The 16,965-nt window shown below is 38.1% G+C and carries 20 protein-coding genes; 18 read left to right on the forward strand and 2 right to left on the reverse strand.

Annotation, left to right across the window (positions count from 1 at the left end; genetic code table 11):
• The 8 genes from PHV30_08955 to PHV30_08990 all read left to right on the forward strand — a co-directional run.
• On the forward strand, positions 1–778 hold a 778-nt coding region (locus tag PHV30_08955), incomplete at its 5' end, for a hypothetical protein (GenBank protein ID MDD5457147.1).
• Positions 779–836: 58 nt separating this feature from the next.
• Positions 837–1,337, forward strand: a complete 501-nt coding sequence (locus PHV30_08960; protein MDD5457148.1) for a hypothetical protein — start codon at positions 837–839, stop codon at positions 1,335–1,337.
• Entirely contained in the window at positions 1,330–1,503 is a 174-nt protein-coding gene (locus PHV30_08965) for a hypothetical protein (GenBank protein MDD5457149.1), read from the forward strand. The genes PHV30_08960 and PHV30_08965 overlap by 8 nt, the downstream gene beginning before the upstream one ends.
• A 22-nt stretch (positions 1,504–1,525) precedes the next feature.
• Positions 1,526–2,566, forward strand: a complete 1,041-nt coding sequence (locus PHV30_08970) for a sialidase family protein (protein ID MDD5457150.1) — start codon at positions 1,526–1,528, stop codon at positions 2,564–2,566.
• 66 nt (positions 2,567–2,632) lie between these two features.
• Positions 2,633–3,052, forward strand: coding sequence for a hypothetical protein (locus PHV30_08975; protein MDD5457151.1), 420 nt, complete (start codon positions 2,633–2,635; stop codon positions 3,050–3,052).
• Between the two features lie 77 nt (positions 3,053–3,129).
• Positions 3,130–3,405, forward strand: a complete 276-nt coding sequence (locus tag PHV30_08980; protein ID MDD5457152.1) for a hypothetical protein — start codon at positions 3,130–3,132, stop codon at positions 3,403–3,405.
• 14 nt (positions 3,406–3,419) lie between these two features.
• Positions 3,420–3,977: a hypothetical protein gene (locus tag PHV30_08985; protein MDD5457153.1), complete on the forward strand. Its 558-nt coding sequence runs from the start codon at positions 3,420–3,422 to the stop codon at positions 3,975–3,977.
• 48 nt (positions 3,978–4,025) lie between these two features.
• The gene (locus PHV30_08990; protein MDD5457154.1) at positions 4,026–4,973 is read left to right on the forward strand and encodes a hypothetical protein; all 948 of its coding nucleotides are present in this window, start codon (positions 4,026–4,028) and stop codon (positions 4,971–4,973) included.
• 4 nt (positions 4,974–4,977) lie between these two features.
• On the opposite strand, the gene PHV30_08995 is transcribed toward PHV30_08990, so the two are convergent.
• Both PHV30_08995 and PHV30_09000 read right to left on the reverse strand, forming a co-directional pair.
• Positions 4,978–5,448 (reverse strand): hypothetical protein, encoded by a 471-nt coding sequence (locus tag PHV30_08995; GenBank protein ID MDD5457155.1) that lies wholly within the window; start codon positions 5,446–5,448, stop codon positions 4,978–4,980.
• On the reverse strand, positions 5,438–6,214 hold the full coding sequence (locus PHV30_09000; GenBank protein MDD5457156.1) for a hypothetical protein: 777 nt from the start codon (positions 6,212–6,214) through the stop codon (positions 5,438–5,440). The genes PHV30_08995 and PHV30_09000 overlap by 11 nt, the downstream gene beginning before the upstream one ends.
• Positions 6,215–6,400: 186 nt before the next feature.
• Here PHV30_09000 and PHV30_09005 point away from each other — a divergent pair, with 186 nt between their 5' ends.
• The 10 genes from PHV30_09005 to hycI all read left to right on the forward strand — a co-directional run bounded on the left by PHV30_09005 (position 6,401) and on the right by hycI (position 16,669).
• Positions 6,401–8,977, forward strand: a complete 2,577-nt coding sequence (locus tag PHV30_09005) for a cation-translocating P-type ATPase (GenBank protein MDD5457157.1) — start codon at positions 6,401–6,403, stop codon at positions 8,975–8,977.
• A gap of 357 nt (positions 8,978–9,334) precedes the next feature.
• The gene (locus tag PHV30_09010) at positions 9,335–10,201 is read left to right on the forward strand and encodes a phosphatase PAP2 family protein (protein MDD5457158.1); all 867 of its coding nucleotides are present in this window, start codon (positions 9,335–9,337) and stop codon (positions 10,199–10,201) included.
• 212 nt (positions 10,202–10,413) lie between these two features.
• Positions 10,414–11,154: a polysaccharide deacetylase family protein gene (locus PHV30_09015; protein MDD5457159.1), complete on the forward strand. Its 741-nt coding sequence runs from the start codon at positions 10,414–10,416 to the stop codon at positions 11,152–11,154.
• Between the two features lie 57 nt (positions 11,155–11,211).
• Positions 11,212–11,415 carry a hypothetical protein gene (locus tag PHV30_09020; GenBank protein ID MDD5457160.1) on the forward strand — a complete coding sequence of 68 codons (204 nt, stop codon included), beginning with the start codon at positions 11,212–11,214 and terminating at the stop codon, positions 11,413–11,415.
• Positions 11,416–11,439: 24 nt separating this feature from the next.
• The gene (locus PHV30_09025) at positions 11,440–12,078 is read left to right on the forward strand and encodes a hypothetical protein (protein ID MDD5457161.1); all 639 of its coding nucleotides are present in this window, start codon (positions 11,440–11,442) and stop codon (positions 12,076–12,078) included.
• Positions 12,079–12,238: 160 nt separating this feature from the next.
• Positions 12,239–13,273 (forward strand): 4Fe-4S dicluster domain-containing protein, encoded by a 1,035-nt coding sequence (locus tag PHV30_09030; protein MDD5457162.1) that lies wholly within the window; start codon positions 12,239–12,241, stop codon positions 13,271–13,273.
• On the forward strand, positions 13,270–14,118 hold the full coding sequence (locus PHV30_09035; protein ID MDD5457163.1) for an FAD/NAD(P)-binding protein: 849 nt from the start codon (positions 13,270–13,272) through the stop codon (positions 14,116–14,118). The genes PHV30_09030 and PHV30_09035 overlap by 4 nt, the downstream gene beginning before the upstream one ends.
• Entirely contained in the window at positions 14,118–14,885 is a 768-nt protein-coding gene (locus tag PHV30_09040; protein ID MDD5457164.1) for a cytochrome B, read from the forward strand. The genes PHV30_09035 and PHV30_09040 overlap by 1 nt, the downstream gene beginning before the upstream one ends.
• Positions 14,875–16,209: a Ni/Fe hydrogenase subunit alpha gene (locus PHV30_09045; GenBank protein MDD5457165.1), complete on the forward strand. Its 1,335-nt coding sequence runs from the start codon at positions 14,875–14,877 to the stop codon at positions 16,207–16,209. The genes PHV30_09040 and PHV30_09045 overlap by 11 nt, the downstream gene beginning before the upstream one ends.
• Positions 16,196–16,669 (forward strand): hydrogenase maturation peptidase HycI, encoded by a 474-nt coding sequence (hycI, locus tag PHV30_09050; protein MDD5457166.1) that lies wholly within the window; start codon positions 16,196–16,198, stop codon positions 16,667–16,669. Before PHV30_09045 ends, hycI begins: the two co-directional genes overlap by 14 nt.
• Positions 16,670–16,965: the final 296 nt, after the last annotated feature.

The raw sequence follows: 16,965 nt of genomic DNA on the forward strand, positions 1-16,965 counted from the left end.
GATAAAGCTGGATACTAAGACTAATTTGCTATTTATTAACAGCGGTTTATCTCCTCTGGAAATCTGCCTGGTAACCATGCATCAAATGCATAGTCCTACAACTTCGGTAAATGGTTTTGAGGATATATTCCGTTATTTTGTTCGGCTGGGTTTAGCCGACTACAAAGCTGAATGTGATTTTGAAACCCTGGTTCTGAATAATCCGGATTTCTCGGAACTTTTGGGGCTAGACCGGCTAGGCGCTAAATTTACGGGCAAACAAGAATTTTATAATACCTTTTGTCCGCGCTACCCGCATTATCATGACCTGAGTTTATTTGTACAGATGCTTGTGGAAAAGTTCGGGCAGGAAATCCTGGAACAAAAAGATGAGGATCAATTGATCGATACTTTGAAGCAAAAACTAGGCCTAACCAGGTTGGAAGCAATAGAAAAATTTTTAGAACTGCGCATTTTGACTTATGATTTCAAGAATACAGCGTTCCAGCCTTACATGGCTTACGAGCTTTTAAGACCCTTACAAATGGTTCTGGATAATCAATTATGTGGCAAAAAAGCAGACTTATATCATTATATTCTACGTTCTTATTTTCGGCTGGTAAATAATCCCGATTACGCGCCAGACCCATTTCGAACTCCGTCTCCATTGCGCAGCTGGTTGAAACGCGGGATTACAGCGCGTCTTTATAATCGGCAATATATTCCCTGGTATTATAATTATTCCCTTGAAGCGATAGATAAAATGGACTTCGTTGAAGGAAAGCTGCTCAGGAAATAGTAGCCCGTAACCTAAATCGCTTGTATTTTATTGTGTATAAGGTAAAATTATTTATAAGATGTATTATGTTGAGGAATTGACTGAATTTTACAAACACGGGATTGAATATGTAATTGTTGGAGGACTTGCTGTAAATCTTTATGGGGTACCACGAGCAACGCAGGATATTGATATAATTATTTCTTTAAGCAAAAAAAATCTTGATAAATTTGTTGCTGTGATGAAAAAGTTGGGGTACCAGCCGACAGTGAATGAAGACCCTTTAAAGCTTAATGATAAAAAAATCCTAAGGGATTGGATTTCCATCAGAAACATGAAAGCATTCAGTTTTTTTAATAAAAAATCCAGTTATAAAGTAATTGATGTGGTAATATTTTCTCCATTGATATATGAGCGTCTCTCTAAAAAGAAAAAAACAATAAAAATTGATAGTATCGAGATATATCTAGCCCATATTGATGATTTGATAAAAATAAAAAGTAATTCAGGCAGAGAGCAGGATTTAAGCGATATTAGAATGTTAAAAAAGATAAAAAAAAGCGGAGGGGTTGATGACTAAAAATAAATTTATTTATTCTTTGGAGGACTCAAAGATCAGAGAATATATGAAAGTCAGCGCTGAGGATAAACTGCTCTGGCTGGAAGAAATTAATATTTTTACTCAAATGGTACTGACAGAAAAGCAAAAAGAGCTTCGAAATAAAATCCGTACCGGTGAACTATAATCCGGTCTGTTAATAATCGAACATGAAAACATTACTCATCAAAGAACCAAATCGGGAGTATTCAAGGTATTCGGAAGGTTCCATGCTGCAACTGGACAACGGCAGGATTTTTTTCGCTTATACCCGGTTCAAGGATGAGGATGACGATAACGCCCCGGCGGAAATTGTAGCCTGTTACTCAGACGATCAGGGAAAGACCTGGAGCGAGGAAGAAGTTGTTATCGAAAGAGAAGGCACTGCCAATGTAATGTCCGTAAGTCTTTTAAAGCTAGCCACAGGTGAAATACTTTTTTTCTACGTTCTGAAAAACAGTTTAAACGACTGCAAACTCTATGCCAGAATCTCCACTGATAATTTAAAAACTCTGGGGCCTAGGGTCTGCGCCACTCCGCATGATGGTTACCACGTTATAAATAATGACCGGGTTATCCAGTTGTCATCAGGCAGGATACTGGTCCCCACCGCTTATCATTATTGTCAGGATGCCACATATGATACTTGGGACCCACACGCCATAGCTTTATGTTTTTATTCCGATGACAAAGGTAATACCTGGCAGCAGGGCAAGCAGGGACTTATTGCCTCCTATGCCATACCCAGCGGTTTTCAGGAACCCGGGTTAGTTGAATTGTCGGATGGCAAGGTTTATATGTGGATGCGTACAGATGCGGGTTGTCAGTTTGAATCGATATCCAGTGATGGCGGACAAACCTGGAGCGAAGCCCAACCTTCAGCAATAATTTCCCCGCTTTCTCCGGCTTCGATCAAATGTGTACCCTGGAGCAAGGAATTGTTCCTGATTTATAATGATCATTCCGGCACGCATCCCTTTATAAAGAATCGAAGGGCTCCTTTATGTGTTGCCTTATCAAAAAATAACGCGAAATCCTGGAGTAAAAGCAAAATAATTGAAAATAACCTTTCCGGATGGTATTGCTATACATCGATTTTGTTTTTAAAAGATAAAGTTATTTTGTCCTATTGCGCCGGCGACAATAAAGTAGGGCTGCTCAATCGTTTGAAGGTTATAAGTATCTCCAAAGACTGGCTTGAAAAAATTTAAAGCACAGCAAGGGATATTTCCAACAACTCTCCGATATATTAATTAGTAAAATTAAAGAGGCGACCGGTGTTATATAAAATAATTAACGATAGTTTTGCTGAGAAGTCATTTCATTACCAATATTATTTTATTATGCAAACCTATATAGGGATTTCTTTAAATTTTAAAATTTTTTCACGTCAAAATTTTCAGAATGGTATTTATAAAAAACAAAATGAGAATATAGAAAAACTGACCCATTCGATATCTGAGCTTACAAAAATGCTGGGAAATCCTGACCAGTTAGGTGAGGTGGTACAAAAGAAAGGCCGGGAATTTGTCTCTGAATTATTAGGCTCAATTGCCCGGTATTGTATGTATCTTGAAAATTTTCTGATAAGTATTGAAAAGGATTTTTTTGAAAATAAAGATTTGCATCTGATAAAAGAAGAAGCCGGAATCTTACAGGACCTGATTAAAGAATTAAAAAAAGGATTAAATATTTAACAACTTACCAAAGAAGTGATTTTTAATAGTTATCTTTCGATATATATAGTATTAAGAGGTATTAAAAGGAGACAATCATGCAAAATAAAGTAATAGCTATCAAAGATGATTTTTTTAATTTCAGTCGAAGGACCAAAATAAAACTGGCAATAGCTCCAACTGTAGGCAGTATTTTGGGATATATTGTCGCGGACCAGCTACTGACAGATCCTTCCTTTTCCAAAACATTATCCAATATGATGAGAACTTTTGGAGTAGTATGCGGCTTCTCTCTGGGAGCGATTATAGATATAAACTGGTTTTTATTTGAATATGGAAAAAAATTGCTGGCCAGGAACAGGTTTAATAACTAACTTTAGAGTCATTAATGCAAACTAAAATAATCGGTTTAAATCCTGTGGTATTTTCTTTTTCACCAAAAAGAAGAGTTTCGCTCGGTGATATTCTGGTATATGTTTTTGCTTATCAGGATAGAATTACTTCAGCTCCCCTGGAATTTGACAAATCCGTGCGATTACTGCCGGATTTGTATACCTTTAATGACGTTTTTACCGGACCCAAAGTGAGAGGTGTGCGGGATAAGTTATCACTGGAATATGCTTTCTATTCTATAGGCGAGGATTTTGATTACAGGGCTGAACAAAGAGTATTGATAAAAGCTTCGCAGGAAGGTGACCGACAGTTTTTATTTATTGAACATGGAGGCGCGCAAATACCCGGGGCCAAGCTGGACTTCGTCAATGAAACTATTCTTCAGATACTAAATGGACAGGAACTTGCAGAAGACGGAAGGTTCGCAGCTACCAGCACCAATGTAGCCGCAAGATGTTTGCGACAGTATAATGCTGAATTTCATTATGAAAATATAAATGATACACCATATAAAGTAAGAGCAGTTATAAGTTTTCCTATAGGATTTCGTTAAAAGGAAAATTCAGGTTTAGAGTTTTCAAAAACCGGGCAACACTAAACTGTGAACAAAAAAGTTGTTGCCATTGGAAAAAAACTTTTCGATAATGAAGAGACCCTTACAGTAACCGAAATCAAGCGGGTAAATCAGCTAATAGCTGGTAATCCTAACAAATATTTATCTTTTAATTTGTCTCCCGGTTATACTGATTTATGCATGCTGGCCGAGAATCTGATTAATGAGGCGGGCCTGGAACTGGCAACAAAACTGGTAAACAACTCCAAATATCTTTTACTCGGCATGCGCTATTACTATGAAGGTTTATATCAGATTTTAAGGACTGAGTCAGTAGAAAACATTAAAGTTGGCGTGTATCATTTCGGAGCTGAACGCGGGCATATTGATTTTATATCCTGTGGTCACAGAATGTTTTTAATAAAAAAATATCAGGGCAGGGATGAGCGCAAAATAACAGGTATGGCAGCTGAAAAAGGTTTTGGACCAAAGCAGTATGGGCCGGGCATTGAAATTGTGGAAGATTTTTTAGGCGACGTTGCGCTGCCGGGTTTGGCTCCTTTTAAAATAGGGAAAATGGCCGGCAGTTTATTAAAGGAACTGCATAATGAAAATATTATTTATGCAGACAGTTTCGCCCGTCATCTAAGGTACGATAAAAAAGCAGACAGGTTGCGGTTGATAGATTTTGGTGTATCTTTTTTTTATGACGGTACTGCACCGGTAAAAGATGAAAATTTGTGGCTGGTTATGGCTTTAAGTAGTGGCAAGGGAGTTTCTTTTACTGACTTGCAGAAATTGCGGGACAGAAAAATAAAAGAAAAATATAGCCTTATACCTCCAGAGCAGCTTAAGGCTCTTGAATTAACAAGTATGGAAAAAGCGCTTAATTATCACTTCAAATTTCCTCTGCAATTGACCAGAGGAGGGATTTATTTGCTGGAAACATTCAGAGCTTTAGTAAAAAAAGGATTAACCGAAGGATACTGCGGCTGAAAATCTAAAACCTGTGAATTTCAATTAGCTGTTGCAATTTTAAACCCGGGAACTCACCATAAATATCTCCATCGATTTCAATAAATTTGAAATCGCGCAGTTTGCTGTAAAATTTTTCAAACGCCTTGTCTCCCTCGGTCATTACTGCCCATATTTTTGTTCCTGCAGGATAGTTAAAATATTCGGCGAAATGATGCAATAATATATAAAAGCAGGCAGCGGAAAGACCTTTAGAGTTTGGTTTAGTATGCAAATTGGGATAAAAGGTCTGCACTTTTATGGCTTTTTCCTTTTCATCATATAAAATCATCATGTCATTGGCGGTAATCTGTCCGGTAACTTTATCGCTCATTACATAAAGGATGGATTTTTCTTTATTATCTTCGATCCAGGCACGGAGAAGATAGGAGGTATTGAAAAGTTTAATTTTGTTGTAAATAAAATTTGGTGTTTCGGCTATTAATTTAAAACTCACAATTGATCCCCGTGATTTCCAAAAATATAACCGGTAATAATTTTAAAAGCGCCACTGAACCATAGTTAGTTAAAGTTTGATAATCATCAGGTTTTAGAGGTTTGTTCTGGTAAAATTTGATAAATGATCTTAAATTAACAATATCTGTTTGCAGTGATTTGACATTTTTGTCGCTGTTTAAAAATCTGCTGATGAGTGATTTTTTGGTAAACGGTTTGAGGAGATTTTTGAAATAATCCGGAGATAATTTTTTTAAAAAATCATTATAAGCTATTCTTTGAACATTAAGATATTCAAAGAAAGCATTTTTTTTCATAAACAGAAATGATGGCAAAGTATTAATACTGTTTACGTAATTTTTTAATATTACTATTTGTTTGTCTGATGGATAAGGAGGCCCGTAATTGTCGTAATAATCGTCGGTACTCTGATTTGTTAAAACATAATATTTGCTTAACAGTAAAGAGTCTATCAGATATTGTTTGTAAGTCATGTCAAAATAATAAACCCCGTCTGTCTGTAGTACCTGAACAAAAACATGGTCTTCATAGTAAATGTTCAAGCCGGTGTTATTAGTTAATTCCAGAAAAAGACTGACTATCGCGCTGGTTAGCTGACATTCATTTTTCCCAATATATACAAAATTATTTTGGTCGCATGGATATGTTTGTATTCTTGCCAGTTCAATATATTTGGCAGAAAGTTTTTCCAGATTATTCCTGAGCAACTGATCAGGATTATTAGCAGAAATTATTTTTTTGAACATGTAAATATATCGAAAAAATTAACGAATATTTCGAATTATTTTGGGTTAATCAGCCTGTTGGAAAATATTTCCTGTTCAAAACCGATAATTTCTCTTGGTCTCAGGTCCATAAAGTTAGCCTGGAAAGATTTCCTTTGACAGTTCTAGGAAATTTTAATAAATTTATTCAAGGAAGATCAGGTTTCCTTGGAGTTTTTCATGAACGAAACTGACATCAAAAACATTAAAGGTCTGAGCACGAAAGAAGTAGCCGTGAGGCTGCAGAAATTCGGCTTTAATGAACTGCCTACTTCAAAAAAAAGAAACATCCTGGGTATTATTTTGGACGTTATTAAAGAGCCCATGTTTATGCTGCTTATCGCCGGCGGCTTTATTTATCTTTTGCTGGGAGACACCGGCGAGGCCTTATTACTGCTTTTTTTTGTATTTGTAATTATGAGTATTACAATTTATCAGGAAAATAAAACCGAACATGCTTTGGAAGCCTTACGCGATTTATCCAGTCCCAGAGCTTTGGTAATTCGTGAAGGGGACCAGAAAAGAATTGCCGGTCGGGATGTAGTTGTGGATGATGTAATGATATTGCGCGAGGGTGACAGGGTGCCGGCTGACGCGCGAATTATCTGGCAGATGAACCTGAGCGTTGACGAATCGCTTTTGACAGGCGAAGCTGCCCCTGTAAGGAAAAAAGCTGAAGAACAGAATATTGACTGCAGGGATTTGAGGCCTGGTGGTCATGACCTGCCGGTTGTATATTCCGGAACATTGGTAGTTGGCGGTCAGGGTATTGCTAAAGTTGTGGCTACCGGACCATATACCGAAATAGGGAAAATCGGTAAAAGTTTGCAAACTATTCAGGAAACAAAAACTCCTTTACAGTTGGAAACCGGCAGGATTGTAAAATATATTTTTATTTTTGCGGTTATACTCAGCCTGACTCTGGTTTTGGTTAACGGGCTAAGGCACGGTGACTGGCTGAATGGTATTCTTGCGGGGATATCGCTGGCTATGGCTATGCTTCCCGAAGAATTTCCTGTAGTTCTTACAATTTTTTTGGCACTTGGAGCCTGGCGGATTTCCAAAAACAAGGTGCTTACCCGTAAAGTATCGGCTGTAGAAACTTTAGGCGCAGCAACTGTATTGTGCGCGGATAAAACAGGTACGCTTACTCAGAATAAAATGCGTATTGCAGCACTTGTGAACGGAAATGATGTTCACAAAATAGTCTGGGATAAAAAAATTGATTTACCTGAGGCTTATCATGAGCTGATTGAGTATGGAATTCTGGCCAGCAAAAAAGACCCGTTTGATCCTATGGAAAAAGCTCTTAATGAATTGGGTACTATTACTTTGCAGACAACCGAACATTTGCATGCCGATTGGCCGTTAATTCAGGAATACCCTCTGTCACACGAGTTGCTGGCTTTATCTCACGCCTGGAAAATTAAGGACAAACAAACCTATATTATTGCGGCCAAAGGAGCACCGGAAGCAATCATGGACCTTTGTCATCTTTCTGTGCAAAAACAAAAAAGTATAAATAAAAAAGTTGAAGAGCTGGCTGACCAGGGTTTAAGAATTCTTGGAGTAGCCAAGGCCATCTGCAAGGATGATAATTTGCCCAGATCACAGCATGATTTTGAATTTATTTTCATTGGATTGATAGGCTGGCAGGACCCGATTCGTGATACAGTCCCGGGAGCGGTGGAAACTTGTTATCAGGCTGGTATCAGAGTAATAATGATCACCGGGGATTATCCGGCGACTGCCCGCAATATCGCGGAGCAGATCGGACTTAAGAACAGTGATCAGATTATTACCGGCCCGGAACTTGATAATATGAGTGATGGGCTGTTTCAGGAAAAAGTAAAAACTGTGAGTATTTTTGCCAGAGTTGTTCCTGAGCAGAAGCTGCGTATTGTAAACGCTCTTAAATCCGGCAAGCAGGTAGTGGGCATGACCGGAGACGGAGTTAACGATGCTCCGGCTTTAAAATCGGCTCATATCGGTATTGCTATGGGTGAACGCGGAACAGATGTTGCCAGAGAAGCTTCGGACCTGGTCCTTTTAAATGACGATTTTTCCTCAATTGTAGCAGCGATCAGAATGGGACGACGTATTTTTGATAATTTAAGGAAAGCCATGAGCTATATTATCTGCGTACATATTCCAATTGCAGGAATTGCGATATTGCCTGTGATTTTAGGCTGGCCCATTCTGCTATATCCTGTGCATATTGTTTTTTTAGAGCTTATTATTGATCCTGCCTGTTCTGTTGTTTTTGAATCTGAACCTGAAGAAAAAAATATTATGCAAAGACCGCCGCGTGATTCACATGCGCCGTTATTCAGTCGTAAATTACTTTTCTTAAGCCTGTTGCAAGGACTTTTTGCGCTTTGTACCGTTACTTTTATTTTTAGAATGTCTCTGATCAATGGCTACAGCGAAAAGGAGGCCAGAACAATAGCGTTTATTACACTGATAATAGCTAATCTCAGTTTAATTCTTACAAATCGTACCTGGAACAGGTCTATAATATCTTCAATTTTTACACCGAACAAATCACTTGTATTTGTATTTTCCGGAGCGATTTTATTTTTGTTTTGTATTTTATATGTACCGTTATTACAAAATATTTTTCATTTTTCTTTTATGCATATTGATGATGTTTTTGTTTCTCTATTGGCCGGCCTGCTTAGTATTGGCTGGTTTGAAGTTCTGAGAATAGTGCAAAAAAACATTAAAAAAACATCAATTATTTGATATTCCCCCCTTGAAATTTATTTATATTTCAATACACTTTAATATATACCTAAATAGAATATTGAGAACGAATTTTTTTTAAAGAATCGCAAATCAATATTCATAAAAAAAAAGGGAGGGAAAAATGGTTAAGGCCAAAGAAGTAAAAAAAGAAGTTAAGAAGAAACCAGCAAAGTCACTCAAAGAAAAAAGAGTAGCTAAAAAAGCAAAGAAGAAGTAGATAGAGTATTCGGCTGCCCCTCGTCCTGAGGGGCAGCAGTTCTTCTAACTATTAAAGAGAAATCCCACGGAAGTGGGATTTTTTATTTCTCCGGAAAATGTTTAGATTAAAAAATTTCAGGGTATATCTATTAGCAAATGCACCTGAAAAATTGCTCTGCTTTTTTTTATTTTATTTTAGTGCAGGTTTTGCTTTTTGCGTCGGGCACATCGGCATTTCATGTCTCGCTTATTAATGTAGATAACAATCAACTCAGTTCTGTAAAAAAACAGCAATCCGATACCGCTACTCCATTTAATTATTTCGTAGTTAATGATTTGCTGGATATAGCTGTGAGGCCGGACAATATTTTGTCCAGACAAAATATTCTAACCTGGACTCTCCCGACCCTTTTTTTTTACGCGACCGACAGGGATTCCACAAATTTTTTTAATACCGAGATCGAGGCCCGAGTAAGAAGTTTGCGCCTGGATTTTATCAGTGATAAATTTTTATATAACTCCTTATTCTGGGCATATATGGCCGGAGAATCTCTGCATGATGACGCCCTTTCCCGGTTCGCATATTGCGCAGGAGAAGCTGTTACCGATGCGCTCTTCCTGGCACAGAGCATCAAACATGTAGTAGGCAGGGCCAGGCCTGTTTTGACAAATGAAGGACCTTACTCGTGGTTTCACGGCAAGTCGGATATATTCGGGGAATACACCTCTTTCCCGTCATCCCACGCTACAATTTATTTTTCTTTTTCCACAGTTTTGGGCAAGGCTATCGGCAACGAATGGCTGGGAGATTTATGCGGACTTTTGGGTTTCAGCAGTTTATCAGGCCACAATCACTGGATGTCGGATATGTGGATGGGTTATCTGCTAGGTAAAAGTATCGGCAATTATGTATGGGACAAACGTAAAAATGAGAAACTGGATAATAAATGGTTTATTTATCCGGCCTTTATAGACGGCATCGAAAGCGACCTTCCGGCCATCTGCTTCAGCACCACATTTTAAAAGAGTGATAATTCTATAAGAGTCAGTGGAAACAATTACTCAATTTTCGAGACTGTTGCGAAACAGACATTTTCGTCATTCCGACCGTAGTGGAGGAATCTGAAAATGCCTGTTTTATTGATTTCGAGATTTCTCCACTACGCTTCGCTTCGGTCGAAATGACATATTAAATCTCCGATGACAATAATTTAGCTTTAAGCTAATCTATTCTTATGAAAAATTTATCGCGTTTTTTTATTTTTTTACTTTTATTTCTAAACACATCAGCATTGGCCGCTCGACTGAAAATTCCAATCCTCATGTATCATCATATCCGACTACCGCTAAGCACCGACACATTGCTGTACCACGACTTGTCGGTCTCTCCCGAACTGTTTCTGGAACACTTAACATTTTTAAAGGAGCAGTATTATGAGCCTGTAACTTTTTATGATGTTTATGAACATTACAAAAACAATAAACCCTTACCCGCCAAACCTATAATCCTGACTTTTGACGACGGCGCGGCAAATAATTGGGATGCTTTTCTGGAGCTGAAAAAATTTCAAATGAAAGCGGTTTTTTTTATAATAACATCCCATATTGGAGACGCCAAACATTTAGATGACGTCCAGCTTAAAACAATGGCTGAAAGCGGAATGGAAATAGGAAGTCATTCCAAGACTCATCGTGATCTTACGACTCTCAGCGAAATGGATTCTGCTGAAGAAATATACCGCAGTAAATATCTGTTGGAAAAGATAACCGGCAAACCGGTTGTTTCTTTTTGTTACCCTGCTGGCAAGTACAATAAAACGATTGTCGGGCAGTTGATTGATAATAATTATTTTTTTGCCAGAACAACAGAACCTGGTGTCGCCAATTTTTCCGGAATTAGAACTAAAGCTGATTTTCAGTTGAAAATTATCAGAATTCACAATTACACGAAATTAAAAGATGTTCTTAAAACATAGTAATATGTCTTTTAATAATGATATAATTTTTTATTATAATATGCGGAGGGCCTGAATATGGAAGAATGTGAAAAACTCCAAAATTGTCCTTTTTTTAAGAAATACCAATCTACAAAAGAGCTTGTTTGCAAAGGATTTATCAAAATTTATTGCCAGGGCAGTAGAAAGGATGAATGTCGGCGCAAAGAATACAGCCGCAAAAATAATATTCCGCCAAGTGATGATATGATGCCTAATGGTATCATGATGGTTACGCCATAGCCGGATATTAAACCGTAAAAAAGCATGAATGAAAATGAATTGGGGCAGATAGACGGTTATATAAGCAGGGAAGACCGAAAAAAAACCGATAAAATATTGGAATTAATGAAAAAATATGTACCGGATCATATGCTGACCCGCAGCGAACTTTACAGAAATTTAAAAGCGGACAATACAGAAACATCCGTACAATACAGAAACCTGAAGATTTATATTCAGGGTAATGATGCTCTGCTTATACAGAAATATGTAAAGGGTAAAGATACTACCGTGCTTTTTTTAAGGGCGGAAGCGGAATATGTTTTACGCGCTCTTCGTAACGGGCGTAAACTTTTGGCCGGGCTTGTCTTTGTTCTGCGCGCAAAGGGTTATGTTTATAATAATTTGAATATAGAAAATGATGAAAGCCAAAAGCTGCCCTTAATAAAAGATAACGGTAAATATATGCTGGTCTGGGATAAAGGCATGCAGGTGCTGCGTATCGGTGAAATACAGGATTGGCCTGAAGAAGGCAACAATTATCAAACAAATTTTTCACCGCTCATGTCCAAAGAAACTTTTGATTTTTTTGATAAACTTATAATCGATATCAGCAGGGATAAAAAAATACCGGTCAAGCATCTACTCAGCAACAACACGGTTTCGTATTCGCTGAGAGTTTGATCTTCCTGTTTATGATACCGGTTTTTCAGAACCGCTCTTTAGCGTTCCGATAATTTTAATAAATTTATTATTATCTTCGATCAATTTATTTACAATAATAAGTTTGATGTTTATAATTCAGAGTATTATTTTTGATTGAGGGGTTATTGCAGAAGATTTTATGAAGTACAAGATTTTAAAAAAAGAACATCTGAATAATTTTATTAATCTGCTCAGCCAGAGACAGAAAGTTTTCGCGCCAGTTAAAAAAGGTGAGAAACATTTTGTATTTGAAGAAGTTACCTCGGCAGCTCCGATCTCTATTAAATATATACCGACAATTCTTCCTCCCAAAAAGTTTTTTATGCCGCAAAATGAAACTCTGTTGGAATACAATACTCATGAGGGACAGAATATGGAGGCCGTGGTTGAGATCCAGGATATAGTGCTTTTTGGTGTTCATACCTGCGATATAGCCGGTATACAATATCTGAACCTGGTGTTTACGGACAGACCCAAAGATTTGAATTATCTGCTACGCAAAAATTCTATAACAATTATTGGGCTGGAATGTAATGATTATTGTGATGAATATGCCAGCTGTAATTTAATGGAAAACGCGCTTCCTAACGGTGGTTATGACTTGTTTTTTACAGATTTGGGAGATTATTTCATAGTCCATGTAAATACTCTTGCCGGCGATAATATTATAGAAATAACCAGATTATTTGAGGAAGCTTCTCATGCTCAGCTGGACGAACTCGACAAACTCAGGGCCAATAAAAGGAAAATTTTCAAAAACGAAATTGATGCTGACATAACCGATATCCCAGCTTTGTTTGAAAAAGGTCAGCAGAGCAAGGTGTGGGAAGATAATGGCAATCGTTGTCTGGCCTGCGGTAATTGCACCAACACTTGCCCCACGTGTTACTGTTTTGATGTAATAGATGAATTAAATCTGGACCTGAAAAGCGGTAAGAGATACAGGGCATGGGATTCTTGCCAGAGCGAACCCTTTGCCAAAGTTGCTGGAGGCGAAAGTTTTCGCAAGAGCCGTACTCAAAGACAAAAGCACAGATTTAACAGAAAGTTTAAATTCTCTGTTGATAAATACAGCCGTTATTCCTGTACGGGGTGCGGCAGATGTTCCAGGGCCTGTATGGCTAAAATAAATCTTAAGGAAACATTAACAGCACTTGTTAAGGAGCATAAATGACCAGAGATAAGAAAAAGCTGACAATAACCGAGTCGGAATATCATATTAAAAAAGGCAAAATAGTAAAGGTTAAACAGATGACCGAGGCTGAAATGTTTTTTGAAATAGCATTGGCCGATAATGAAAATTTGAACCATGATCCCGGACAATTCGTTGAGGTGTCTATTTTCGGTGTGGGCGAAGCGCCTATATCCATATCATCTTCTCCAACCAAAAGAGGTTCCTTTGATCTATGTGTAAGGAAAGTCGGTAAAGTAACCGAAGCTCTGCATAAAATGCATGTTGGTGATGAAGTAGGGATTCGTGGTCCCTTTGGTAAAGGTTTCCCTGTGCGCAACCTGGAAGGCAATGACCTTTTAATAGTCGCTGCCGGCTTGGGAATAGTACCACTTCGTTCGTTAATTAATTACGTGCTGGATAACAGACGCGAATTCGGTAAAGTTACAATTCTCTGCGGCTGCAAAACACCGCAGAATATGTTGTTCGGTGACGAGATTGATCTCTGGCAGAAAAGACTGGATATCAATTTCAGTTGTACTGTAGATAAAGCGGATCCTGAATGGCAAGGAAATGTAGGTTTGATAACATCTTTAATACCTGGGGTGGATGTTTACCCTCAGCATACTTACGGGATAGTTGTCGGCCCACCGGTTATGTATAAATTTGTAATAAAGGAACTGCTGGCCAAGAAGATTCCGGAAAGCCATATCATAGTATCTCTGGAAAGACATATGAAATGCGGTCTTGGTAAATGCGGTCACTGTCAGATAAATAATTTATATTGTTGTCAGGACGGACCGGTTTTCAGTTATGATAAAATCATGCCTTTAGAGGAGGCAATATAATGGCTAAACCAAAAGTAGCTTTTTTTGATTTCGCCTGCTGTGAAGGTTGCCAGTTGCAGGTTGCCAATATCGGCGAACTGTTACTGGATTTACTCGGCGCGATTGATGTCGTGGAATTTCGTGAAGTAATGTCTGAAAAATGGGACAAGGAATACGATGTGGCCATTATTGAGGGCAGCATTACTACAGAACACGCCGTAGAAAGGATCAAAGAAATCAGAAAACGTTCCAAAATTCTGGTTGCCTATGGTTCATGCGCTACTATCGGTGGTGTTAACGGAATGAAAAATAATTTTAGCAAAGAAGATATTAGTAAATATGTATATGGAGATTCAGCAAAATTTTTTCCAACAATAGATGTTATGGCTGTGCACCAGGTAGTAAAAGTTGATTATTTTGTGCATGGCTGTCCAATCTATCCGCCTGAATTTGTAAAAGTTATTAAAGCAATTTTAGCCGGACTTCCTTATTATGTACCGGATAACGCAGTATGTACGGAATGCAAACTCAATGAAAATGTTTGTGTGTATGAACGCGGTGTTACCTGTTTGGGCCCGGTTACCAGAGCAGGATGTAATTCCTGGTGTATAAACAACGGCAATATTTGTTACGGCTGCCGCGGAATGGTCACTAATCCCAATGAAAACGGTGCCAGGGATGTAATTCAGAAATATAATATCAATATGGATTTGGTAGTTAATAAATTAAAAATGTATAATACCTGCCGGGAAAAGGATATTCAGGGGAAGGCTAAAAATGAGCACTAAGAATATGAATATAAAAGTTGAATATTTAACACGTGTTGAAGGTCACGGAAATATTGTAGTAGATGTAACCAACGGGAAACTGGAAAATTGTCGGCTGGATATTGTGGAATCACCAAGATTTTTTGAAGGGATGTTGCGGGGACGTTCGATTTTTGAAGCGCAACATATAACTTCAAGAATATGCGGCATTTGTGCTTGCGGACATACTTTGGCTTCCATTCAGGCTGCTGAAGACGCAATCGGGTTTGTACCTTCCGAACAGACAATAAAACTCAGAGAATTACTATTACATTACGAAATGCTGGACAGTCATTTTTTGCATATTTATCTGCTGGTTGCTCCGGATCTTCTGGGAGTAAAAAGTTTTGTTCCCTTGATAGATTCTCATAATGCCGTTGTACGCAGAGCGTTAAGATTAAAAAAAGTAGCTAATGATGTTTGTGCCATATTGGTTGGCAGACATGTTCATCCTATTTCGGCTATCGTTGGAGGCTTTACCAAGCTGCCATCCGAAGCTGACCTTGATTCCACGCTTAAAATGCTTGAGGGTTTAAGACCTGATGTAGAAGCTACCATTGAGCTGGCCGCTACACTTAAATTTCCAGAATTTGAAAGAGACACTGAGTATGTCGGGTTGGTAAGTGATGACAGTAAATATCCATTACTTATGGGCGATATAGGCTCAACAGATAAGGTAAGAATGAAAAAACAGGATTATAGAAAAATAACCAACGAATTTGTTGTGCCTCACTCCAGTGCCAAACACGCTAAATTAAGCCGCGAATCTTATGCTGCCGGGGCTTTATCCAGATTTAATTTGAATGCTGACAAGCTGCATCCGGCTGCAAAAAAGCTTGCTGATCAGCTGGGGTTTAAACCGAAATGCACTAATCCTTATTTGAATACTGTAGCTCAGCTTGTAGAATGTGTACACAGTCTGGAAGACTCTATTCAGATTATAAAATATTTTAAAAATAAGGGTGTTAATCATAGCGAGGCAGTACTCGTAGGTGTTAATGAGCAGAAAAAAATCAAAGTTCAAAAAGGTAATGGAGTTGGAGCGGTTGAAGTCCCCAGGGGTATACTTTTCCATAATTATGATGTTAATGAGGAAGGTATTATTCTTAATGCAAATTGTATAATTCCAACCGGACAAAATTGTAACAACATAGAATATGATATGAAAAAACTGGTGCCGGAAATGCTGGCCGAAAACAAGACGGAAGCGGAGATCACGCTGGCATTGGAAATGCTGGTTCGCGCTTATGACCCTTGTATTTCCTGTTCGGCGCATTTTTTGGATATAAAGTTTGTTAAGCACTGATATTCAAGACGCATTAAATCCAGAACAAAATTCCAAACTTCTCATTATTACCGTCGGCAATGATTTTCGTGCTGATGATGGAGTGGGTCCCTATATAGCTCAAGCTTTCCCCAACGGCATAAATGACAACATTTATCTTATAAACGCTGGTCAGCAGCCTGAAAATTTTATAGACCAGGCAACAGACCTTAATCCTGAAAAGATCATAATCGTTGACGCTGCTTATTTCCAGGGCGAACCCGGTGAATGTCGTCTTTTTACGCAGGATTATATCCCTGAGACAACCTTGACTACACATATTTTTCCTTTAAAAGCCCTGGCTGGAATATTGGCTGCTGACACAAAAGCAGAAGTGTTATTTTTGGGAATTCAGCCCATATCAACTGAACTGGGCCAAACCATGTCAGTTGAGGTTAAGAAAAATGCGGATGAAATAATCGACTTTTTAAATTCCCGATAACAATTAAAATACAACTGATCCCTTGAATCTTCGAAAAAGGGGAATATACTGGAATTAGTACTGTGTAGCGGAAATCATTATTCCAGAGTTCAGCCCGGTACATATTAAACTCAGAGGCGGGTAAGAAAGAAGATATCAACATCCTAATAACCAGATTCAGCAGTACAATAGTTAAATCATGTTGGATAAAGAGACCATCGATAAAATAAAGATTATCCTGTCTGCTGATGATATGGAAGCTATCCTGTTTATTCCTTCAGATATTGCGGAAATTAATATCAATTATTTATATCAGG

The sequence above is a fragment of the Candidatus Margulisiibacteriota bacterium genome, from assembly GCA_028715625.1.
Lineage (GTDB): Bacteria > Margulisbacteria > Riflemargulisbacteria > GWF2-35-9 > GWF2-35-9 > JAQURL01.